The sequence below is a fragment of the Streptococcus sp. 2342 genome (genome assembly GCF_013276795.1).
Classification (GTDB): Bacteria; Bacillota; Bacilli; order Lactobacillales; family Streptococcaceae; genus Streptococcus.
Window position 1 is genome coordinate 25,588 of sequence record NZ_VMLR01000008.1, and the last position, 22,588, is coordinate 48,175.

18 protein-coding genes are annotated in these 22,588 nt (G+C 41.1%); 11 read left to right on the forward strand and 7 right to left on the reverse strand.

Translation table 11 applies throughout. From position 1 onward, the window contains the following. Positions 1-3: 3 nt before the first annotated feature. From HT689_RS08135 to HT689_RS08150, 4 genes are all read left to right on the forward strand, one after another. Entirely contained in the window at positions 4-645 is a 642-nt protein-coding gene (locus HT689_RS08135; RefSeq protein ID WP_173280943.1) for a type II CAAX endopeptidase family protein, read from the forward strand. Between the two features lie 17 nt (positions 646-662). Continuing rightward, positions 663-893, forward strand: coding sequence for a hypothetical protein (locus HT689_RS08140; RefSeq protein WP_033682917.1), 231 nt, complete (start codon positions 663-665; stop codon positions 891-893). Positions 894-1,164: 271 nt separating this feature from the next. Then, a complete protein-coding gene (gene aspS, locus HT689_RS08145; RefSeq protein ID WP_173280946.1) occupies positions 1,165-2,928 on the forward strand; it encodes an aspartate--tRNA ligase in 1,764 nt (587 codons plus the stop codon). Beyond that, positions 2,906-3,847, forward strand: a complete 942-nt coding sequence (locus tag HT689_RS08150) for a YitT family protein (protein ID WP_033682919.1) — start codon at positions 2,906-2,908, stop codon at positions 3,845-3,847. The genes aspS and HT689_RS08150 overlap by 23 nt, the downstream gene beginning before the upstream one ends. Before the next feature lie 29 nt (positions 3,848-3,876). Here HT689_RS08150 and HT689_RS08155 read toward each other — a convergent pair whose 3' ends face one another. From HT689_RS08155 to HT689_RS08175, 5 genes are all read right to left on the reverse strand, one after another. After that, positions 3,877-4,863, reverse strand: coding sequence for a LacI family DNA-binding transcriptional regulator (locus HT689_RS08155; protein WP_049515781.1), 987 nt, complete (start codon positions 4,861-4,863; stop codon positions 3,877-3,879). 9 nt (positions 4,864-4,872) lie between these two features. Then, the gene (locus HT689_RS08160) at positions 4,873-5,673 is read right to left on the reverse strand and encodes a DUF1189 domain-containing protein (protein WP_173280948.1); all 801 of its coding nucleotides are present in this window, start codon (positions 5,671-5,673) and stop codon (positions 4,873-4,875) included. A gap of 145 nt (positions 5,674-5,818) precedes the next feature. Beyond that, positions 5,819-6,661 (reverse strand): sugar ABC transporter permease, encoded by an 843-nt coding sequence (locus tag HT689_RS08165; RefSeq protein WP_020902368.1) that lies wholly within the window; start codon positions 6,659-6,661, stop codon positions 5,819-5,821. Between the two features lies 1 nt (position 6,662). After that, entirely contained in the window at positions 6,663-7,955 is a 1,293-nt protein-coding gene (locus tag HT689_RS08170) for a sugar ABC transporter permease (protein WP_033687466.1), read from the reverse strand. A gap of 110 nt (positions 7,956-8,065) precedes the next feature. Next, positions 8,066-9,337: an extracellular solute-binding protein gene (locus HT689_RS08175; protein ID WP_004259122.1), complete on the reverse strand. Its 1,272-nt coding sequence runs from the start codon at positions 9,335-9,337 to the stop codon at positions 8,066-8,068. Between the two features lie 477 nt (positions 9,338-9,814). Between HT689_RS08175 and malQ the strand changes: the two genes are divergently transcribed. The 3 genes from malQ (at position 9,815) to HT689_RS09800 (ending at position 14,068) form a co-directional block, all read left to right on the forward strand. Next, entirely contained in the window at positions 9,815-11,332 is a 1,518-nt protein-coding gene (gene malQ, locus HT689_RS08180) for a 4-alpha-glucanotransferase (protein WP_078238543.1), read from the forward strand. A 25-nt stretch (positions 11,333-11,357) separates the two neighbouring features. Continuing rightward, entirely contained in the window at positions 11,358-13,616 is a 2,259-nt protein-coding gene (gene glgP, locus HT689_RS08185; RefSeq protein ID WP_173280950.1) for a glycogen/starch/alpha-glucan family phosphorylase, read from the forward strand. Between the two features lie 245 nt (positions 13,617-13,861). Further along, on the forward strand, positions 13,862-14,068 hold the full coding sequence (locus HT689_RS09800; protein WP_000265676.1) for a hypothetical protein: 207 nt from the start codon (positions 13,862-13,864) through the stop codon (positions 14,066-14,068). A 105-nt stretch (positions 14,069-14,173) separates the two neighbouring features. On the opposite strand, the gene HT689_RS08190 is transcribed toward HT689_RS09800, so the two are convergent. After that, positions 14,174-15,022: a putative RNA methyltransferase gene (locus HT689_RS08190; protein ID WP_173280952.1), complete on the reverse strand. Its 849-nt coding sequence runs from the start codon at positions 15,020-15,022 to the stop codon at positions 14,174-14,176. A 151-nt stretch (positions 15,023-15,173) separates the two neighbouring features. On the opposite strand from HT689_RS08190, the gene HT689_RS08195 reads away from it, so the two are divergent. Then, on the forward strand, positions 15,174-15,452 hold the full coding sequence (locus tag HT689_RS08195) for a DUF6110 family protein (protein ID WP_004258701.1): 279 nt from the start codon (positions 15,174-15,176) through the stop codon (positions 15,450-15,452). Between the two features lies 1 nt (position 15,453). Beyond that, a complete protein-coding gene (locus HT689_RS08200) occupies positions 15,454-17,517 on the forward strand; it encodes a heavy metal translocating P-type ATPase (RefSeq protein ID WP_173280954.1) in 2,064 nt (687 codons plus the stop codon). A 77-nt stretch (positions 17,518-17,594) separates the two neighbouring features. On the opposite strand, the gene tyrS is transcribed toward HT689_RS08200, so the two are convergent. After that, entirely contained in the window at positions 17,595-18,851 is a 1,257-nt protein-coding gene (gene tyrS, locus HT689_RS08205) for a tyrosine--tRNA ligase (RefSeq protein WP_000546884.1), read from the reverse strand. Between the two features lie 141 nt (positions 18,852-18,992). Here tyrS and pbp1b point away from each other — a divergent pair, with 141 nt between their 5' ends. Next, the gene (gene pbp1b / locus HT689_RS08210) at positions 18,993-21,476 is read left to right on the forward strand and encodes a penicillin-binding protein PBP1B (protein WP_173226907.1); all 2,484 of its coding nucleotides are present in this window, start codon (positions 18,993-18,995) and stop codon (positions 21,474-21,476) included. Between the two features lie 82 nt (positions 21,477-21,558). Further along, positions 21,559-22,470, forward strand: coding sequence for a DMT family transporter (locus tag HT689_RS08215; RefSeq protein WP_173226905.1), 912 nt, complete (start codon positions 21,559-21,561; stop codon positions 22,468-22,470). Positions 22,471-22,588 lie beyond the last annotated feature (118 nt).

The following is a 22,588-nucleotide window of genomic DNA, read 5'->3' on the forward strand; positions in this document are numbered from 1 at the left end:
TTTATGAAACTACTTAAAAACCTCGGCTGGTTTCTTCTAGCCCTTCTATCCTTTTTCTTTATCTATGGCTTTATTCAGGTGCTCGCGACTACGTCGCTTGCCTTAGGCGGTTCACCCTATGCTGTGACCTTGCTCTATGTGGCCTTGGCTGGAGTTTATGTGTACGGCATTTACAAATGGTATCAGAAAGGTCCTGTTCGTATTGAGAAGAGTGGCTTCAACCGATTTATTTGGCTTCCTGCCTTGGTTTGGTTCTTATCTCTGGTTGTCCAGTTTTTCTTGCCAAATGATCCTTCAGTAAATCAGCAAATAGCGATAGACTTGACCTTGTCTCAACCACTTTTCTCATTCTTTGCGGTCGTTATTTTTGCTCCTTTGACGGAAGAACTTATCTTTAGAGGGATGTTGGCACGCTATCTCTTTCCTAAGCAGGACAATAGTAAACAAACTCTGATTTTCCTTCTGGTATCTAGTCTTCTGTTTGCCTTGATTCATTTCCCAGGTGATGTGCAACAATTTTTTGTCTATTTTAGCCTTGGTTTTAGTTTGGGTTTGGCTTACATTAGCAGAAAAGGTCTGGTCTACAGTATTTCTCTTCACGCTTTGAATAATTTAGTCGGCTTTTTGATGATTCTCATGCTATAATAGAGTCAGGAGGTCACATGAAACGAGTAATTTTATTAGCAGTGATTCAGGCAGTTGTTCTGTTTTTCATCATTGGGGCGTTAGCTTATGCCTTCAAAGGTGATTTCTTCTACAGCCATCTCGCAGTAGTCTTTGCCCCTATTGCCGGTATCTGGCGTTTTGGGACAGCTTATACAACGGAAATTGTCTTGCCTCGAAAGGCAGCTGAAATCGCTGAAAAGCGTAAAGCAGGCAAAAATTCAAAATAAAAGAGTCCGGTGAAGTTCATCGGATTTTTGTATGGGCAAGTTAATACTCTTCGAAAATCTCTTCAAACCACGTCAGCTTCCATCTGCAACCTCAAAACAGTGTTTTGAGCAATCTGTGGCTAGCTTCCTAGTTTGCTCTTTGATTTTCATTGAGTATAATTTTTAGGGTCTTCACTGGATTTTTAAAGACTGGCAAACTTTTCTGCTGATTTTCATGAAGAGCCTGCGCTTTTATGGTAAAATAGTAACAGAATAAAAGAGGAGAGAAACAATGAAACGTAGTATGTATGCTGGTCGTGTTCGTGAGGAACACATCGGACAAGAAATGACCTTGAAAGGATGGGTTGGCCGTCGTCGTGACCTTGGTGGTTTGATCTTTATCGACCTTCGTGACCGTGAAGGAATCATGCAGTTGGTTATCAACCCTGAAAAAGTATCTGCAGAGGTTATGGCAACAGCTGAAGGCCTTCGTAGCGAATTTGTTATCGAGGTGACAGGTCAGGTTGCTGCGCGTGAGCAAGCCAATGATAAGTTGCCAACTGGTGCAGTTGAGTTAAACGTGACAGCTCTGACAGTGCTTAATACAGCTAAAACAACACCATTTGAGATTAAGGATGGCATTGAGGCTAATGACGATACGCGTTTGCGTTACCGTTACCTTGACCTTCGTCGTCCAGAAATGTTGGAAAATCTTAAACTTCGTGCCAAGGTGACCCACTCCATCCGCAACTACTTGGATGAGCTTGAGTTTATCGACGTGGAGACACCATTCCTTTCTAAGTCAACGCCAGAAGGAGCGCGTGACTATTTGGTACCATCTCGTGTCAATAAAGGGCATTTTTACGCTCTTCCTCAAAGTCCACAAATCACTAAACAGCTCTTGATGAATGCTGGTTTTGACCGTTACTATCAAATTGTTAAATGTTTCCGTGACGAGGATTTGCGTGGAGACCGTCAGCCTGAGTTTACCCAGGTCGACTTGGAAACGTCTTTCCTTACTGAGCAAGAAATCCAAGATATCACAGAAGGCTTGATTGCGCGCGTGATGAAAGAAACCAAAGGTATCGAAGTAACCCTTCCATTCCCTCGTATGAAATACGATGATGCGATGGCTCTTTACGGTTCTGACAAGCCAGATACTCGTTTTGACATGTTGCTTCAGGACTTGACAGCAGTAGTCAAAGGTGTAGACTTTAAAGTCTTTTCAGAAGCACCTGCTGTAAAAGCCATTGTGGTCAAAGGCGCTGCGGACAATTATTCACGTAAAGACATCGACAAGATGACGGAAGTAGCCAAGCAGTACGGTGCCAAAGGTCTTGCTTGGGTCAAGGTGGTTGATGGAGAATTAAACGGACCAGTTGCCAAGTTCTTGACTAGCATCCAAGCAGAATTGACAACAGCGCTTGCACTTGAAGATAAGGACCTCGTTCTCTTTGTGGCGGATACGCTTGAAGTGGCCAATGCAACTCTTGGTGCCCTTCGTGGACGTATTGCCAAAGAGCTTGGCTTGATTGATAACGATAAATTCAACTTCCTTTGGGTAGTTGACTGGCCAATGTTTGAATGGTCTGAAGAAGAAGGCCGTTACATGAGCGCCCACCATCCATTTACTCTACCACAGGAAGAGACTGCTCACGAATTAGAAGGTGATTTGGCGAAGGTTCGTGCCATTGCTTACGATATTGTCTTGAACGGTTATGAACTTGGTGGTGGTAGCCTTCGTATCAACCAAAAAGACCTTCAAGAACGTATGTTCAAGGCTCTTGGTTTCTCAGCCGAAGAAGCAAATGACCAGTTTGGTTTCCTTCTTGAAGCCATGGACTATGGTTTCCCACCACACGGTGGCTTGGCTATCGGGCTTGACCGATTTGTTATGTTGCTTGCTGGGGAAGAAAATATCCGTGAAGTTATTGCCTTTCCTAAGAACAACAAGGCAACTGACCCAATGACACAAGCTCCTTCAACAGTCGCTCTCAAACAACTAGAGGAACTCAGCTTACAAGTAGAAGAAGATGAAACAAGCAAAACGAATTAAGCGGTGGCGCTATTATCTGCGCCGCTTTGCTTATCAGATAAAAATTTTACGTGTCTTACAAAGCATCTCTCGCGAAAAATATGATGAGAAGATTTCGGCCTCTCTGGTCTATGGTTTTTTATCAGCAGTAGCGGTCAATTTCTTTTTCCAACCAGGGCATGTGTATTCGAGTGGTGCGACAGGTTTGGCACAGATTATCTCGGCCTTGAGTAATCACTGGTTTGGTTTTCACATTCCGATTTCATTGGCTTTCTACGCGATTAATTTTCCTTTGATGGTCTTGGCCTGGTATCAGATTGGACATAAATTCACGGTCTTTACCTTTATCACGGTATCCATGAGTTCCTTCTTTATCCAGTTTGTCCCTGTGGCGACCTTGACGGAGGATCCCATCATCAATGCCCTTTTTGGGGGTGTTGTCATGGGCTTGGGGATTGGTTTTGCTCTACGAAACAATATCTCCAGTGGTGGGACGGATATCGTCAGTCTGACTATTCGCAAGAAAACAGGTAAGAATGTTGGCAGTATTTCTTTCTTGGTAAATGGGACAATCATGCTGATAGCTGGTTTGACCTTTGGTTGGAAATACGCCCTCTACTCTATGATTACCATCTTTGTCTCTAGCCGTGTGACAGATGCTGTCTTTACCAAGCAAAAACGGATGCAGGCCATGATTGTGACCAATCATCCAGACAAGGTAATTGAAAAAATCCATAAAAAATTGCACCGCGGAGCAACTATGATCCACGATGCAGAAGGAACCTATAATCACGAGAGAAAGGCAGTTTTAATCACTGTCATTACACGTGCAGAGTTTAATGAATTTAAACAGATTATGAAACAGGTGGATCCAAGCGCCTTTGTTTCTGTATCGGAGAATGTTCATATTTTGGGACGGTTCGTTGAAACAGATAATTAGTGGCCAAAAAAACCAGCGCGAGCTGGTTTTTATTTTTCGATAATTTTGTGGGCAATTAACTGACGGTAACAAATTTGTTTATTACTTTTAGCATCATTGATGATCTGGAGAATAGTTTCAAAGGAAACACGACCAAGTTCCAAGCTATTGATATCAACATAGGCCGCCAAGTTGAGCTTGGGATTGACTGAGTCGAAGCTGAGGACAGGGGCATCCAGTTGGTGTTTTGCGATGTAATCACAGACCCCTGCAGCAAGGAGACTATCAATGGTAATAATAGCGTCAATATTTGGATCGTGTTTGAAGAGAAGTCTACTAAAGCGATAACCATTATCTTCAAGAAATTCAGTAGCAAAGTAAGTCAGATTAGTATCGAGAGGAAGTTGGTATTGTTTTAGAGCTAGCTCGTAACCTGTCAGACGGTCTTGTGTTACGAAGAGTCGCTTAGTACCTCCGATAAAGGCAATTCGCTTGCATCCTTTTTTGATGAAATACTCTGTCGCATCAAAACCAGCTTGGACATTGTCATTATCGACAAGTGGAATGAAGGGAGATAGAGATTTACCTAAGATAAGGAAAGGAAATTGCTCGTCTGCTACTAACTTAACCAAAGGGTCCTCTTCTTGGGCATAGAGGAAAATCAAACCATCTACACGCTTACCATAGACCATCTGAGAAATAGCTTTAAGACGCTCTTTGGCATCTTTACCTGTCGCGATCTGAATGGCGTAGTGGTTTTCAGAGGCGACTTGGGCGATACCACGGAGGACAGATGGGAAGAAAGGATTTTGATAGAAGGCGTCTGAGTCGTCAGGAAGGACCAAGCCGATAACTTGGGTATAACTGCTTACCAAACTACGAGCATTGAGGTTGGGGTGGTAATTGAGTTCCTTCATAGCCTTGCGAACGCGTTTTTTCGTTTCGTCGCTAATGGTTGATTTATTTTGAATAACACGGGTTACGGTTGAAGGCGAAACACCAGCAGCCTTGGCCACGTCTTTAATCGTAACGGGCATAAAAATCTCCTATTTATGGTAATCTGGATCACGGAAATGTGTTTTATAAAAGATAGTGACCAGATAAAGGACAAAAAGAATGTTTTGTATAGTGATGAGGTTTGACATATTTTGGCCAAACAATCCCAAAATAAGCGTAATCAGAGTAGGTAATCCTAAACAGTTCAAGATAAAATGGTAGCACTCCTTAAAGGTTTTAAATGAAAAGAGGCGTGATTTCTTAGTGATATAAAGGAGGAGACTAGCCCCTAGAGAGACGATAAAGAAATTCAAACCAAAGAGGAAGCTTGCACCGAGAACTAGGAAGAGACTGATATAGATACGATTCTGCTGGTACCAGTCTTTAGAAATGGCTTGGGTCAAGCTGTCTTTGCTTTTGAAACTCTCAGTCTCAATGGCTCGGTAAGAGATGCGAGTCAGTTCCTTGCTTTCCTTGCTGATGACCAGTTCTTTTGTGTCGAAATGCAGTTGCAAGTCCTTAGGTAATTCCTTGCTTTGACTTGGACCGATCACAATAGAAGGCTCTTGACTAGCTGTTCCAGTATAAGTTAATTTACCATCAACAATTGTAGCGTGTTCAGAGAGATCCTGGACAACCTTATCTGTCAATGGTTCATAGACATTATCGATAAAGGTTTCTAGCGGATAAGTCTCCTGTGAGCTGTTTTGGATGGCAATAGGTACCATAGATAAGCTGATAAGGAAGATACTGGTAAAGAGAAGCTGAAACCAGTTGAGTCCGAAACGTTTGGACAGGGGCTTACGAAATCCCCAAATACTTGAAAAATATGAAAATGGATATGGAAGCATTTGTATCTTTCTAAAAGGTGTTTTCTATATGAGTATTATTATATAGAGAAATGTACTTTATTTCAAGTCTAGGAGACAAATTGCTTGCTACAAGGATATTTTTACAGTAACAAGTTTTAAAATGAAAAAGGGTGGCGGGGATATATTATCCCTTGTCGCCACCACTTGTAAGTCCTGAAACAAAGTTCTTTTGTAGGAAGAAGAAGAGAATACAGATTGGAAGGGCGATGAGGATAGCGCCTGCTGAGAAGTAGGCAATCTTCAAGTTCTTCGCATTGCTAACGAAGGTTTGGAGACCTACGGCAACAGTAAAGTATTCTTTCTCACGAAGCAAGAAACTAGAGAGGATGTAGTCCCCGAAAGGTCCCATGAAGGCCCAGAGAGCTTGTACGGCAACCATTGGGCGAACCAGTGGAAGAACAATTTGCCAGAAGCGGCGGAAGTGTCCTGCACCGTCTAGTTTTGCAGATTCGTCTAGAGACATTGGCACTGTATCGAAGTAGCCCTTCATGAGCCAAGCATTCATTGGGATACCACCACCAACGTAGAGGAAGATGAGGAACCAGCTGTGGTTAAGGGCGTTCAACATAAGTGCCATAACGAAGAAGGCTGTCAAAGCGGCCATTGTTGGAACCATTTGGATAATCAAGAAGAAGACCAAACTTTGTTTACGAGCCAAGAAATTGTAACGGCTGTAAGCATAACCAGCAAGTACGATAATACTTGTTTGAACAGCCATAGTAATTAAGGCGATAATCAAAGTGTTGAGATACCAAGTACCGTATAGGGTTTCAGTAAAGAGTCCTTTAAAGTTATCAAAATTGAAGTCGATGTTAGTATCGAGTTTAAAGGCCGCGACGTTACCTGCTTTAAAGGCTGACATGATGGTAATCAACAGTGGATAGATAATCACGATCGATAGGCCAATCAAGTAGAGGTAAGTAAGGGTTTGAGTCAGTCTACGTTTGAGTTTAATTGAGTTATTCATCTTAGACGTCCTCCATATCAAATGCGTGTAGTTTCTTGAATGCGATCATAGAGATTGAGATGACAATGATAGAGATAATCAAGGTAACAGCTGCCGCCATTGAGTATTGAGGAGATGTACCTGTTGTCAAACGGTAGATCCATGAGATCAAGATATCGGTTGAACCAGCTCCACCTCCGACACTACCAGGTCCTCCACCATTGAAGAGGTACATGATAGAGAAGTTGTTAAAGTTGAAGGTGTATTGACTAATCAAAGTAGGTGCCGCAACAGCCAAGATCATTGGGAAAGTGATGTTGCGGAATTTTTGCCAAGCATTGGCACCGTCAATATAAGCTGCTTCGTAAAGGTCGTTAGGAATAGATTGCAAGATACCCAAGGTCAAAACGTAGATGTATGGGAATCCAAGCCAACCCTGCATCATAATCAAGGCAATCTTAGTCCAAGTTGGGTCTGTTTTCCAAGGAATAAGAGTACCATCAAGGAAAGGAAGGAATTTAGCTAAGATTGGCAATACTTGAGTGTTGATGGCTCCGACACTATCGTTAAACATATTTGAGAATGTCAAGATAGTGATGAAGGCTGGAACAGCCCAAGGAAGAAGGAAAATAACACCAAAGATACGTTTTCCTTTGATAAATGGTTGGTTAGCAATGATAGCTGTGAAGATACCGATGACGATCTGTAAAGTTGAGGCAGCCAAAGCCCAGATGATAGTCCAAGAAAGAACGGCACCAAAGGCAGAACGGAAGGTACTCAAACTCCAGATGTTCGTAAAGTTGGTCAAACCAACCCAGTCCAACAATTTGTTTGGTGGCAAGTGCTGGAAGTCATAGTTGGTAAAGGCGATCATCAAGGTTACGATAACCGGGAATATAATCGCAAAAGTCATGGCAACATAAGATGGAATGATCAAGAGGTAAGGGAAACCATTTTCATAGATTCCTTTGATCATTTCTTTAAAGGTAAGTGCTACTGGTATGCCATTGTTAATGTGTTTGGCAGTTGTATGTGCATCTTTGATATTTGCGAAATAAAAGAGTACATAAACAACTACAAAGATTAAATGGAAGGCACCACGAATCAGCATAAAGAGGGAATTATCACGACCTGGTTTGTCACCAAGAGTGATGAGATTGCTCAATTCAGGGGCTGCAAGTGCTAGGAAGTAAAGGACAAATACGATGGTTACACCAAGGAATATAAAACCTTTGGATTTTTGTTTATTGTAAATCTGTCCTAACCCAGGAATGATAGACAGCAGAGCTGCTTTACTAGGTTGTTGCTTTTCCATAATAACTCCTTTCATAGGATACTGGTTTCTAATTAAAACCTAAACTATATATGTTTTTGATTGATAAATTCAAAGGGGGATTTGATTTCCACCCCCCTTGAACAAATTTTTTATTCACCAAATTTTTGTTTGATTGTTTCTTTGATCAATGTTACAGCGTCGTTAGCAGCTGTTTTCGCATCTTTCTTACCACTTACAGCATCAAAGAGCATAGTTTTCGCTGGATCCCAAACTGCAGACATTTGAGAGATATTTGGCATTGGTTGAGCGTTCTTGAACTGTTTGATAACAGCTGTTGTCAACTCATCATTTTTACCTTCAGCATATGTACGAGCTTCAGTGTTAGCTGGGATTTCGTTAGTTGTATCGTAGAAGGCTTTTTGTTCTTCAGTTGAAACAAGGAAGTCTACAAATTTTTGAGCGCCTTCAAGGTTCTTAGTGCTTGATGGGATAATCCAAGCTTTACCACCACCGAATGCAGCATATTCTTTTCCATTTGGAAGAGTTGGGATAGTTGCAACACCGTAGTTTACTTTAGCATCTTTAAAGGCTTGAGCTTTCCAAGGTCCGTCGATGATAGCAGCTGTTTTACCTTCTTGGAATTGAGTTTGGATTAAGTTGCCAGCACCTTCAGTATCTTGCATACCTTTAGGCCATTTTTCATACCAAGATTTAGCGTAGTTGATACCTGCGATAGAACCGTCGTTTGCAAGACCGATATCTTTAGCGTCTTTACCGTTTTGTCCGAATACGTAAGCACCGTTACCAGCAAGAAGTCCATATGCATAGTAGAAGTTTGTCCAGTCAGCTAGGAAAGCAGAAGTTTTTCCATCTTCTCCAGCGAAGGCATATTTGCTATCTTTAGCAAGGTTTTCTAAGTCAGCAAAAGTTTTTGGAGCTTCTTTTACCAAGTCTTTGTTGTAGTACATAACAAGTGACTCGATAACAGCAGGAGCACCGTAAACTTTACCATCAGCAGCTGTCACAAGAGATTTAGTTTTATCATCTGTTTTAGCACCGTCGCTCAATTTCACTTCTGAGAGTTGTCCGTCAGTACCAAGGCTACCTACACGGTCGTATGGAGCCATCATAACGTCAGCAGCTTGACCTGATTGGTTGTCAAGAGAAAGTTTGTCAAGCCCACCCATTTGGTCTCCTGTTTTGATGGTAACTTTTACGCCAGCTTCTTTTTCGTAAGCTTTTGCAGCTGATTCAGCAAAGGCTTTATATTGGTCTTCAACGTAGAAAGTGAGTTCTTTCGCTTCGGATGAACCAGAATCAGCAGGTTTATCAGCAGTTTTGCTTCCGCAAGCTACCAAAAGCAAGCTAGCAAGTGTAACAGTTCCAAGCACAGCAGCGCTCTTCATGAATTTAGATGACATAGTGTATTCCTCCTAAAGAATAACAAATTTTATAATGAGGAAACGCAAACGTTTTCCTTTATGGGATTAGTATAGCACAATCGGAAAGCGATTGCAAGTGTTTTTTGTAAAAATTTTTAAAAAATTGTGAAAAAAGTAAACGCTTCATCGTCATATAATAGTAGAAAATCCCAAAAATCGGTTTTGTTTTAAATTTAAAAAAAGTTGAGAAAACGATTGCCTAATTTACAAATGGAAAGCAGGGAGGATTCTCACTTTATTTTTGCTTAATGAGATAAGTGAAACCCGTATTCCTATTTTGTTTGTTTCCTGAAAGAATATATATACGAGTAAGAAGAAAAAATTTTAAAAAAATAATCAAAAAAGTTATCTAAAACCGCTTGCATTTATCAAGAAAATAAGCTATACTAGTAATAGCGCAAACGTTTGCGTTCATAAAAATGTAATATCTAACTATAAACACATGAGGTGCTTATTATGAAAAAACGTCAAAGTGGTGTGTTGATGCACATTTCTTCTCTTCCAGGGGCATACGGAATCGGATCATTTGGTAAAAGTGCTTACGACTTCGTTGATTTCTTGGTTCGCACAAAACAACGTTACTGGCAAATCCTTCCACTAGGAACAACTAGTTACGGAGACTCTCCTTACCAATCTTTCTCAGCCTTCGCAGGGAACACTCATTTTATCGATTTAGATATCTTGGTGGAACAAGGCTTGTTGCAAGCAAGTGACCTTGAAGGGGTTGACTTTGGTAGTGATGCGTCTGAAGTTGATTATGCGAAAATCTACTATGCACGTCGTCCTCTTTTAGAAAAAGCGGTAAAACGTTTCTTGGAAGTAGGAGATGTTAAAGATTTTGAGAAATTTGCTCAAGACAACCAATCATGGCTTGAACTCTTTGCAGAGTATATGGCTATCAAAGAGCATTTTGATAATCTTGCTTGGACTGAATGGCCAGATGCAGATGCTCGTGCTCGTAAAGCTTCAGCACTTGAAAGCTACCGTGAGCAATTGGCAGACAAGTTGGTTTACCACCGTGTGACTCAATACTTCTTCTTCCAACAATGGTTGAAATTGAAAGCTTACGCTAACGACAACCACATCGAAATCGTTGGGGACATGCCAATCTACGTAGCGGAAGATTCAAGCGATATGTGGGCAAATCCACATCTCTTCAAGACAGATGTCAACGGTAAGGCGACTTGCATCGCAGGATGCCCACCAGATGAATTTTCTGCAACTGGTCAGCTTTGGGGTAACCCAATCTATGACTGGGAAGCAATGGACAAAGACGGCTACAAATGGTGGATTGAACGCTTGCGTGAAAGCTTCAAAATCTACGACATCGTTCGTATTGACCACTTCCGTGGTTTCGAATCTTACTGGGAAATCCCTGCTGGTTCCGATACAGCAGCACCTGGTGAGTGGGTGAAAGGTCCTGGCTACAAGCTTTTTGCAGCCGTTAAGGAAGAACTTGGTGAGTTAAACATCATCGCAGAAGATCTTGGTTTCATGACAGACGAGGTTATCGAATTGCGTGAACGTACTGGCTTCCCAGGAATGAAGATTCTTCAATTTGCCTTCAACCCAGAAGACGAAAGCATCGATAGCCCACACTTGGCACCTGCTAACTCAGTTATGTACACAGGAACACACGATAACAATACGGTCCTTGGTTGGTACCGTAACGAGATCGATGATGCGACTCGTGAATACATGGCTCGCTACACTAACCGTAAAGAATACGAAACAGTGCCACATGCTATGCTTCGTACAGTCTTTTCATCAGTTAGCTTCATGGCAATTGCAACTATGCAAGATTTGCTAGAATTGGATGAGGCAGCTCGTATGAACTTCCCATCTACCCTTGGTGGAAACTGGTCTTGGCGTATGACTGAAGAACAATTGACACCAGCTGTCGAGGAAGGCTTGCTTGACTTGACAACAATCTATCGCCGAATCAATGAAAATTTGGTAGAATTAAAGAAATAATACAATATCAGGAGACACCTTAAACATGTTATCACTACAAGAATTTGTACAAAATCGTTACAATAAAACCATTGCAGAATGTAGCAATGAAGAGCTTTACCTGGCTCTTCTTAACTACAGCAAGCTTGCAAGTAGCAAAAAACCAGTTAACACTGGTAAGAAAAAAGTTTACTACATCTCAGCTGAGTTCTTGATTGGTAAACTCTTGTCAAACAACTTGATCAACCTTGGTCTTTACGACGATGTCAAAAAAGAACTTGCAGCTGCAGGTAAAGACTTGATCGAAGTTGAAGAAGTTGAATTGGAACCATCTCTTGGTAATGGTGGTTTGGGACGTTTGGCTGCCTGCTTTATCGACTCAATTGCTACTCTTGGTTTGAACGGTGACGGTGTTGGTCTTAACTACCACTACGGTCTTTTCCAACAAGTTCTTAAAAATAACCAACAAGAAACAATTCCAAACGCATGGCTGACAGAGCAAAACTGGTTGGTTCGCTCAAGCCGTAGCTACCAAGTGCCATTTGCTCACTTCACATTGACATCAACTCTTTACGATATCGATGTACCTGGTTACAAGACAGAAACTAAGAACCGCTTGCGTTTGTTTGACTTGGATTCAGTTGATTCTTCAATCATTAAAGACGGTATCAACTTTGACAAGACAGATATCGCTCGCAACTTGACTCTTTTCCTTTACCCAGATGATAGTGACCGTCAAGGTGAATTGCTCCGTATCTTCCAACAATACTTCATGGTTTCAAACGGTGCGCAATTGATCATCGACGAAGCAATCGAAAAAGGAAGCAACTTGCATGACCTTGCTGACTACGCAGTTGTCCAAATCAACGATACTCACCCATCAATGGTTATTCCTGAGTTGATCCGTCTTTTGACTGCTCGTGGTATCGAACTTGACGAAGCGATCTCAATTGTTCGTAGCATGACTGCCTACACTAACCACACAATCCTTGCTGAAGCCCTTGAAAAATGGCCTCTTGAATTCTTGCAAGAAGTGGTTCCTCACTTGGTACCAATCATCGAAGAATTGGATCGTCGCGTGAAAGCAGAATACAAAGATCCAGCTGTTCAAATTATCGATGAGAGCGGACGTGTTCACATGGCTCACATGGATATCCACTACGGATACAGTGTTAACGGAGTAGCGGCACTTCATACTGAAATCTTGAAGAACTCTGAGTTGAAAGCTTTCTACGACCTTTACCCAGAAAAATTCAACAACAAAACAAACGGTATCACTTTCCGTCGTTGGCTCATGCATGCTAACCCAAGACTATCTCACTACTTGGATGAGATTATTGGAGAAGGTTGGCACCATGAAGCAGATGAGCTTGAAAAACTCTTGTCTTATGAAGACAAAGCAGCTGTCAAAGAAAAATTGGAAAGCATCAAGGCTCACAACAAACGTAAATTGGCTCGTCACTTGAAAGAACACCAAGGTGTGGAAATCAATACAAACTCTATCTTTGATATCCAAATCAAACGTCTTCACGAGTACAAACGCCAACAAATGAACGCTTTGTACGTCATCCACAAATACCTTGATATCAAAGCTGGTAACATCCCTGCTCGTCCAATCACAATCTTCTTTGGTGGTAAAGCAGCTCCAGCCTACACAATCGCTCAAGACATCATCCACTTGATCCTTTGCATGTCAGAAGTTATTGCTAACGATCCAGCAGTAGCTCCACACTTGCAAGTAGTTATGGTTGAAAACTACAACGTTACTGCAGCAAGCTTCCTTATCCCAGCATGTGATATCTCAGAACAAATCTCACTTGCTTCTAAAGAAGCTTCAGGTACTGGTAACATGAAATTCATGTTGAACGGAGCTTTGACTCTTGGTACTATGGACGGTGCTAACGTGGAAATCGCTGAGTTGGTTGGAGACGAAAATATCTACATCTTTGGTGAAGATTCAGAAACTGTTATCGACCTTTACGAAAAAGCAGCTTACAAATCAAGCGAATTCTACGCTCGTGAAGCTATCAAACCATTGGTTGACTTCATCGTTAGCGATGCAGTTCTTGCAGCTGGAAACAAGGAGCGCTTGGAACGTCTTTACAATGAATTGATCAACAAAGACTGGTTCATGACTCTTCTTGACTTGGAAGACTACATCAAAGTCAAAGAGCAAATGCTTGCTGACTATGAAGACCGTGACGCATGGTTGGATAAAGTCATCGTTAACATTTCTAAAGCAGGATTCTTCTCATCTGACCGTACAATCGCTCAGTATAACGAAGATATCTGGCACTTGAACTAAGATACAAGATTTATACCAATACACTTTCCTATAAAGCGAATTTCGATTGAAATTCGCTTTTTTAAATGCTGTGGATTTGGGTCAATCTTGTCTTAAAAAGATAGAAATCATAGACACCTTAAACGCTTAAAATGCTGGTTTTTACTGTCTTCAGCCTTATATTTCTTCGTAGTTGATTACCTCATATCTCTTGTATTCGCTTACACAAAGTATTATAATATGATTATAGGAAAGAAGGTGTTCTTATGTGGAAAAAATATTTTTCAAAATATAAATGGACGGATTTATTTTGGATTCTATTTGTTATTTTAACATGCCTCTTGGCGGGTAATAGTAATCTTTACCCCCTTACCCATCAAGAAATCTCTTATCATGGGTGCTTATCGGGAATTACACTTGCCTTATTCCACTTGCTATTTATTGATAAGTTTTTTATTTCGAATCGAAAATAAATGGAGAAGCTAAAAGCTTTAAATGTTTAAGACTTTTGGGAACGATAGTTTAAAAATTGAAATTTAAAACCGCAGATCTTCTTGAAATGCGGTTTTTTGTGTCAATTATAGTACTCTCCCAACTAGAATCTCAGCCTCAATAGTAATCTCTGTCAGTTGGCTCCAGTCAATCTTGGTCTGGTCGACGTGAAAGAGTAGGGGCGTCATGCTGAGTAGGGATTGGAGCTGATCTGCTGTGATAGTCTTAGTCAGAGAGGCAGTTTTACTTGATAGGATGGTAAAGTGTTCTTGGAAATGATTTTTGATATCTTGGTTGGAATAGTCCTTGTTTGTCAGCTGGTCTTGTACCTTCTGACGGATTTCCTTGAGGTGATTTTTAGTTGGAATAACCTTTATCAAGATACCGTCTTTGGATAAAACGCGACGAAATTCTCCATAGTTGGCAGGGGAAAAGATATCAAGCAGGATATCCATGCTAGCGTCTTTTATAGGGAGGCGAGCTAAGTCGCCAACAAACCAATTGACTGCCCAATCGGGTTCGCTCTTAGCAGCGATTTGGACGGAATCTTTGGAGATGTCAAAGGCATAGAAGGTTTTGTCAGGATGACTTTCTTGGAGTTTGCGAGAATAGAATCCTTCGCCACAACCGATATCTAAGACTGTGGTGCTAGTTTCTGAACTGGCTAGCAAGTCAGATACAGCCTCTAAAATAGCCTGATAAAAGCCGGCTTCTAGGATTTGTTGACGATTTTGAAAATTTTCCTTGTCGTAGTTAGCAGATTGCTTGATTTGAGGGGCTAGATTGACATAGCCGAATTTTGACAGATCAAAAGAATGGTGATTGCTACACTTGAGACTGCTAGCTACTAGAGTTAGCTTTTCTTGACAGATGGGACAGGCAAAGGCAGTAGCAGAAGCAAAACGTTGAAGTTTGGGTTTGAGATTTGTATTCATAGTTTAAGTGTATCAAAAGAGGCAAATGAAAGCAACTTTAGGAATAAGTAGATGGGAGATTCAGTAGAAATAAAACTAATTCTCCAATTTATAGAATAAAATTGCTTTTATATCTAAATTTCTATATAATAATGATAAGGAGGAAATAAGTATGTTAAAAGAAGTATTAACCGTTGCAAAAGTTGCGAAAAAATCATCACTCTTTTTGGGTGGTGTCGCATTTGGTACCCTTGGTTTGAAAATCTTGGCAAGTAAGGAAGCTAAAAAAGGTTATTCTAAAGCTTTGGCTAAGGCTTACAAGTTGAAAGACGGGCTAGATGCATCTGTTTCTGTTATGAAACAACATGGAGACGATGTCTTGCAAGATGCCAAATATTTGTACGAGCAAGAGAAAAAAGAAGAGCAATTAGATAGCCTTATAGGAGAATAATATGTCTTTTAAAGTGCTACATAGAGGATACCAACATATCCGACTATCATCTTCTTTTTCACTCACCTTGGATATTCAAGACTATCTTCGTTCCTTGGCGAGAGATGAAAAGGGAATTGAGTCTATCCAGTTTTACATGGATCAACAGCACTTTACTCTACGCATAAAAGAAGGCTTTTCTGTATTAGATAATGCAGAAGCCTTTTTAAAAAGAATTGATAAAGGGAAAGTTTCTGAGTTGATGACTCTTCCCATTCGTAGAGAAGAGAGTGCTTATTCTATTGTTTCAGGTGCAGCGATTAAGCGTGTACTTTTTCGTAGTTTTGTGCCGTATCCTATTCGCTATATATGGACTTGTTATCAGGCTTTTGGCTATATTAGAGAAGCCTATCAGACTCTAGCGTGTAAGGAGCTAACGATGGAGGTCTTAGACTGTTCGGCGATTTTATTGTCCTTGTTTATGAACCAATCCAAGACAGCTAGCAATATCATGTTTATGCTTGATTTGGGGAATCATTTAGATCAGTGGTCCTTGAAAAAAACTGCAACAGATCTAGAACAAAGCCTTCTTGCAAAAGAGAGCGATGTATTCCTAGTACAGGGCGATACGGTTGTTAGTATCAAGAGTTCTGATGTTCAAATAGGAGATGTCTTGGTCCTATCTCAAGGAAATGAAATTCTGTTTGATGGACAAGTAGTTTCAGGTTTAGGTATGGTCAACGAAAGTTCCTTGACGGGAGAGAGTTTTCCAGTTGAAAAAAGAGAGTCTGATTTAGTTTGTGCAAATACAGTATTAGAAACTGGAGAGTTACGCATTCGTGTAACCGATAATCAGATGAACAGCCGGATTTTACAACTGATTGAGTTGATGAAGAAATCTGAAGAAAACAAGAAAACGAAACAACGCTATTTCATCAAGATGGCGGATAAGGTCGTCAAATATAATTTCTTGGGAGCTGGGCTGACTTACCTATTGACAGGTTCTTTTTCTAAGGCTATTTCTTTCCTATTGGTCGATTTCTCCTGCGCTTTGAAAATCTCTACTCCTGTAGCTTATTTGACAGCTATCAAGGAGGGGTTGAATCGTGAAATGGTGATTAAGGATGGGGATGTTCTGGAGAAATATCTGGAAGTTGATACTTTCTTGTTTGATAAGACGGGAACAATCACAACTAGTTATCCTATAGTTGAAAAGGTGTTACCTTTTGGGGACTATAGTGAGGAAGATATTCTCAGAATCAGTGCCTGTCTTGAGGAACACATTTATCATCCTATTGCTAATGCCATCGTCAAGCAAGCTGAGATAGAGGGAATTGAACATGAGGAAATGCATGGGAAACTCCAATATATCGCAAGCAAGGGGATTAAATCTCATATAGATGGGCAACCAGTTCTTATTGGAAATTATGTCTTGATGCAGGATGAGCAAATTCATATCAATTCAGAACAAAATGCTTTAATTGAAGAGTACAAGAGTCACTATAATCTCTTATTCTTGGCTTATCAGAATGAATTGATTGGAATGTTCTGTATTCATACTCCGTTGAGAAAAGAAGCAAAAGCAGCCTTGGAGAAACTTAAGGCACAAGGGAAAAAATTGATTCTGGCAACAGGGGACACCTTGGTTAGAACAGAGGAATTAGTCAAAGATTTGCCCTTTGATCAGGTCTATACAGACTTGAAACCTGATGGGAAATTTGAGCTAGTAGAGGAACTGCAGAAAGCAGGTCACACTATTTTGATGGTTGGAGATGGATTGAATGACTCAGCGGCTCTAACCCTATCAGATATCGGTGTGGTGATGAATGAGAGTGCAGACATTTCTAAGCAGATGAGCGATATCTTATTGTTAGATAATCGCTTGGATTTCTTCCAAGAGTTGGATTGGCTATCATCATCTTTGCAAACACTCATCAAGAAGAATATTCAAGATACCGTTGTCGTAAATAGTAGTTTGATTGGCTTTGGCTTATTTAATTGGCTCAGTCCTTCAAATCTCTCTATCTTACATAATCTAACAACCTTGCGCATTGTACTGCGTAGTCTGTCTATTAAAAATAGATAGATGAGATTTATTAACAGCAAAAAGGAGTTACCTTTCTCGAGGATAACTCCTTTGTTTATAGATAAATGTTGAATAGTTTAGTAAGTCAAAACAAAGTATTTTTTCTTCCCACGACGGATAACAGTCAGTTCGTTCTCTAACTTATCTGCGTCACTCAAGACATAGTCAAGGTCTTGGATGCGGTCGCCGTTGACGTAGATAGCTCCGTTTTGGACGTCTTCACGGGCTTGGCGTTTTGAGTTAACCACACCAGATGAGACGAGCAGTTCCACAATATTGTGATTTTCATCTGCTTGAACTTGGTAGTTTGGCACTCCACGAAGTCCTTGTTTGAGCTCTTTAACAGAAAGATTTTTGATGTTTCCTGCAAAGAGTTGCTCAGTGATGTTAAGAGCTTCTTTGTAAGCTTCTTCTCCGTGAACAAGAGTAACGACTTCACGAGCCAAGACTTTTTGTGCCAAACGTTCGTGTGGAGCTGCTTCAAATTGTTTACGGATGTCTTCAATCTCATCGAGTGACAAGAAAGTAAAGATCTTCAAGAAGCGAACAGCGTCAGCGTCCATAACGTTCATCCAGAATTGGTACATTTCGTATGGAGAAGTCTTTTCAGGATTGAGCCAGACTGCGTTTCCTTCTGATTTACCAAATTTCTTACCAGTTGCGTCTGTAATCAATGGAACAGTGATAACGTGGCCAGTCTTGTCAGCCTTACGGCGAAGCAATTCGGTACCAGCTGTCATATTTCCCCACTGGTCAGAACCACCGATTTGTAGCGTTACGTTGTGGTCTTGGTTAAGGACGAAGAAGTCATAACCTTGCATGATTTGGTAGGCGAACTCAGTGTAAGAAATCCCAGTTTCAATCCGTTTTTTCACAGACTCCTTGCTCATCATGTAGTTGACAGTAAAGTATTTTCCGATATCACGGAGGAAATCAATGAAGCTGATGCTGCCAAACCAGTCGTAGTTGTTGACCATGACAGCCTTGTTTTCGCCATTTTCAAAATCAAGAAAACGAGAAAGTTGTCCTTGGATAGACTTGACCCAGCCATCTACTGTGTCTTTTGTTTGGAGACTACGTTCAGCATCTTTGAAGGACGGATCTCCGATGAGACCTGTAGCACCGCCAACGAGCGCATAAGGTTTGTGACCTGCTAGTTGCAAGCGACGACTTGTCAAGATTGCGACAAGGTGGCCTAGGTGAAGGCTGTCAGCAGTTGGATCGTAGCCAGTATAATAAGAAACTTGACCTTCTTCTAGGGCTTTACGCAAAGCTTCTTCATCAGTCGTTTGAAAAATCAAACCACGCTCTTTTAGCTCATCAAAAATGTGCATGTGTCTTTTCTCCTTTTTAAAAATATTGTTTCTACCTATTGTATCACAAACTTGGACAATAGCCTAGTAGAATAGGGAAGAAAGTGGCTATTTTATTGAAAGTTTACCTTTTGTGGTATAATAGATAGAGTGAGGAAATCCATGCAAAATCAATTAAATGAATTAAAACGAAAAATGCTGGAATTTTTCCAGCAAAAACAAAAAAATAAAAAATCAGCTAGCCCTGGCAAGAAAGGTTCAAGTGTCCAAAAATCTAAATCCTTAGAGAAGCCAGCCATTTTTCCAGCTATTTTACTGAGTATAAAAGCCTTATTTAACTTACTCTTTGTGCTCGGTTTTCTAGGAGGAATGTTGGGAGCTGGGATTGCTTTGGGGTACGGAGTGGCCTTATTTGACAAGGTTCGGGTGCCTCAGACAGAAGAATTGGTGAATCAGGTCAAGGACATCTCTTCTATTTCAGAGATTACCTATGCGGATGGGACGGTAATTGCTTCCATAGAGAGTGATTTGTTGCGCACTTCTATCTCATCTGAGCAAATTTCGGAAAATCTGAAGAAGGCTATTATTGCGACAGAAGATGAACACTTTAAAGAACATAAGGGTGTAGTACCCAAGGCGGTGATTCGTGCGACCTTGGGGAAATTTGTAGGTTTGGGTTCCTCAAATGGGGGTTCAACCTTGACCCAGCAACTGATTAAACAGCAGGTGGTTGGGGATGCACCGACTTTGGCTCGTAAGGCGACAGAAATTGTGGATGCTCTTGCCTTGGAACGCGCCATGAATAAGGATGAGATTTTAACGACCTATCTCAATGTGGCTCCCTTTGGCCGAAATAATAAGGGACAGAATATTGCAGGAGCTCAGCAGGCAGCTGAGGGGATCTTCGGTGTAGATGCCAGTCAGTTGACGGTTCCTCAAGCAGCATTTTTAGCAGGACTTCCACAGAGTCCCATTACTTACTCTCCTTATGAAAATACTGGAGAGTTGAAGAGTGATGAAGACCTAGAAATTGGCTTAAGACGGGCTAAGGCAGTTCTTTACAGTATGTATCGTACAGGTGCCTTAAGCAAAGACGAGTATTCTCAGTACAAGGATTATGACCTTAAACAGGACTTTTTACCATCGGGCACGGTCACAGGAATTTCACGAGACTATTTATACTTTACAACTTTGGCAGAAGCTCAAGAACGTATGTATGATTATCTAGCTCAGAGAGACAATGTCTCCGCCAAGGAGTTGAAAAATGAGGCAACTCAGAAGTTTTATCGCGATTTGGCATCCAAGGAAATTGAAAATGGTGGTTATAAGATTACTACTACCATAGACCAGAAAATTCATTCTGCCATGCAAAATGCGGTTGCTGATTATGGCTATCTTTTAGACGATGGAACAGGTCGTGTAGAAGTAGGGAATGTCTTGATGGACAACCAAACAGGTGCTATTCTAGGCTTTGTAGGTGGTCGTAATTATCAAGAAAATCAAAATAATCATGCCTTTGATACCAAACGTTCGCCAGCTTCTACTACCAAGCCCTTGCTGGCCTACGGTATTGCTATTGACCAGGGCTTGATGGGAAGTGAAACGATTCTATCTAACTATCCAACAAACTTTGCTAATGGCAATCCGATTATGTATGCTAATAGCAAGGGAACAGGAATGATGACCTTGGGAGAAGCTCTGAACTATTCATGGAATATCCCTGCTTACTGGACCTATCGTATGCTTCGTGAAAAGGGTGTTGATGTCAAGGGTTATATGGAAAAGATGGGCTACGAGATTCCTGAGTACGGTATTGAGAGCCTGCCAATGGGTGGTGGTATTGAAGTCACAGTTGCCCAGCATACCAATGGCTATCAGACCTTGGCTAATAATGGAGTTTATCATCAGAAGCATGTGATTTCAAAGATTGAAGCAGCAGATGGTAGAGTGGTGTATGAGTATCAGGATAAACCAGTTCAAGTCTATTCAAAAGCTACTGCGACAATTATGCAGGGCTTGCTGCGAGAAGTTCTATCCTCTCGTGTGACAACAACCTTCAAGACGAATCTGACTGTTTTAAATCCTACTCTGGCTAATGCAGATTGGATTGGGAAGACTGGTACAACCAACCAAGACGAAAATATGTGGCTCATGCTTTCGACACCTAGATTAACCCTAGGTGGCTGGATTGGGCATGATGATAATCATTCATTGTCACGTAGAGCAGGTTATTCCAATAACTCTAATTACATGGCTCATCTGGTAAATGCGATTCAGCAAGCCTCCCCAAGCATTTGGGGGAACGAGCGCTTCGCTTTAGATCCTAGTGTCGTAAAATCCGAAGTCTTGAAATCAACAGGTCAAAAACCAGGGAAGGTTTCTGTTGAAGGAAAAGAGGTAGAGGTCACAGGTTCGACTGTTACCAGCTATTGGGCTAATAAGGCGGGAGCTCCTACGACAAGCTATCACTTTGCCATTGGAGGAAGCGAATCAGATTATCAAAACGCTTGGTCAAGTATCGTTAGTACATTGCCAACTCCATCAAGCTCCAGCAGTTCAAGTAGTTCAAGTAGTTCAAGTAGTAGTTCTAGCGATAGCAGTAACTCGAGTACTACACGACCTTCTTCTTCAAGGGCGAGACGATAAGTTCTATAAACTGTGCTAAATGAAGTGGCTAATCAATGGATTGCCACTTTTTTCTTTTTTCCTTTCGTGTTACAATAAAGGTATGAATCAGTATCAGAAAAAGATTGTTAAAGGAACCATTTATTCGCTCCTATCCGGCTTAATCTGGGGAATCTGTGGGATTTTAGGAGAGTACTTCTTTACTCATTACCAGGTGTCTTCGGGCTGGATTACCTCTATGCGTTTGACACTGGCAGGAAGTCTTGTACTCATTTGGTCTGCGATGCAATTAAAATCGCAAGTGTTTGATATTTGGCGAGATAAGAAAAATTACCTGCCCTTTTTGGCCTATGCTATTTTGGGGATTTTTTCAGTCCAATATTTTTTCTATCTCTGTGTAGAATACTCAAATGCAGCGACAGCGACTATTTTACAGTTTATTAGCCCTGTCTTTATCCTCTTTTACAATCGCTTGGTTTATCAAAAACGAGCGTCAAAAAGCGCTATTTTTTATGTTTTGGTTGCCATGCTGGGTGTTTGCTTGATGGCGACAAAGGGCGATCTCTCTCAGTTATCCATGACGCCACTGGCCCTTATAACAGGTCTGCTGAGTGCCATGGGGGTTATGTTTAATGTTATCTTACCCCAACCTTTCGCGAAGCGCTATGGTTTTGTACCCACGGTTGGGTGGGGGATGATTTTGGCCGGTTTATTTAGCAATGTCCTCTCGCCGGTTTACAAGCTGTCCTTTACTCTTGATATTTGGAGTATCTTGATTTGCCTCATTATCGCTTTCTTTGGGACGGCTTTTGCTTTTTTTATTTCCATGAAGGCTGTGTCCTTGGTTTCTCCTTTGGTGGTTTCCGTTATCAGTGCCAGTGAACCTCTCTCTTCTGCCCTTTTGAGTGTTTTGTTCTTAGGATTGGTAGTGGATTGGTCCCTTCTTCTAGCGATGGCCTTGATTATTTTACCCATGATATTTTTGTCTATAGAAGAAGCGAAAGAAAGTAGATAAAAAGTCTTTTCTTAATTCTAAAAGTGTGCTATACTAGAATGGTCAATAAAACACGGGGAGATAGTTGTGAAGAGTGTTTTTAGGTTGTATCGGTAGGGGCTTGCTTTTACCGACAGCA

Bases quoted from the DNA above. Each gene is read 5' to 3' on its own strand.
- HT689_RS08135 (WP_173280943.1), top strand. From the start codon at position 4: ATGAAACTACTTAAAAACCTCGGCTGGTTTCTTCTAGCCCTTCTATCC.
- HT689_RS08140 (WP_033682917.1), top strand. From the start codon at position 663: ATGAAACGAGTAATTTTATTAGCAGTGATTCAGGCAGTTGTTCTGTTT.
- aspS (WP_173280946.1), top strand. From the start codon at position 1,165: ATGAAACGTAGTATGTATGCTGGTCGTGTTCGTGAGGAACACATCGGA.
- HT689_RS08150 (WP_033682919.1), top strand. From the start codon at position 2,906: ATGAAACAAGCAAAACGAATTAAGCGGTGGCGCTATTATCTGCGCCGC.
- HT689_RS08155 (WP_049515781.1), bottom strand. From the start codon at position 4,863: ATGCCCGTTACGATTAAAGACGTGGCCAAGGCTGCTGGTGTTTCGCCT.
- HT689_RS08160 (WP_173280948.1), bottom strand. From the start codon at position 5,673: ATGCTTCCATATCCATTTTCATATTTTTCAAGTATTTGGGGATTTCGT.
- HT689_RS08165 (WP_020902368.1), bottom strand. From the start codon at position 6,661: ATGAATAACTCAATTAAACTCAAACGTAGACTGACTCAAACCCTTACT.
- HT689_RS08170 (WP_033687466.1), bottom strand. From the start codon at position 7,955: ATGGAAAAGCAACAACCTAGTAAAGCAGCTCTGCTGTCTATCATTCCT.
- HT689_RS08175 (WP_004259122.1), bottom strand. From the start codon at position 9,337: ATGTCATCTAAATTCATGAAGAGCGCTGCTGTGCTTGGAACTGTTACA.
- malQ (WP_078238543.1), top strand. From the start codon at position 9,815: ATGAAAAAACGTCAAAGTGGTGTGTTGATGCACATTTCTTCTCTTCCA.
- glgP (WP_173280950.1), top strand. From the start codon at position 11,358: ATGTTATCACTACAAGAATTTGTACAAAATCGTTACAATAAAACCATT.
- HT689_RS09800 (WP_000265676.1), top strand. From the start codon at position 13,862: ATGTGGAAAAAATATTTTTCAAAATATAAATGGACGGATTTATTTTGG.
- HT689_RS08190 (WP_173280952.1), bottom strand. From the start codon at position 15,022: ATGAATACAAATCTCAAACCCAAACTTCAACGTTTTGCTTCTGCTACT.
- HT689_RS08195 (WP_004258701.1), top strand. From the start codon at position 15,174: ATGTTAAAAGAAGTATTAACCGTTGCAAAAGTTGCGAAAAAATCATCA.
- HT689_RS08200 (WP_173280954.1), top strand. From the start codon at position 15,454: ATGTCTTTTAAAGTGCTACATAGAGGATACCAACATATCCGACTATCA.
- tyrS (WP_000546884.1), bottom strand. From the start codon at position 18,851: ATGCACATTTTTGATGAGCTAAAAGAGCGTGGTTTGATTTTTCAAACG.
- pbp1b (WP_173226907.1), top strand. From the start codon at position 18,993: ATGCAAAATCAATTAAATGAATTAAAACGAAAAATGCTGGAATTTTTC.
- HT689_RS08215 (WP_173226905.1), top strand. From the start codon at position 21,559: ATGAATCAGTATCAGAAAAAGATTGTTAAAGGAACCATTTATTCGCTC.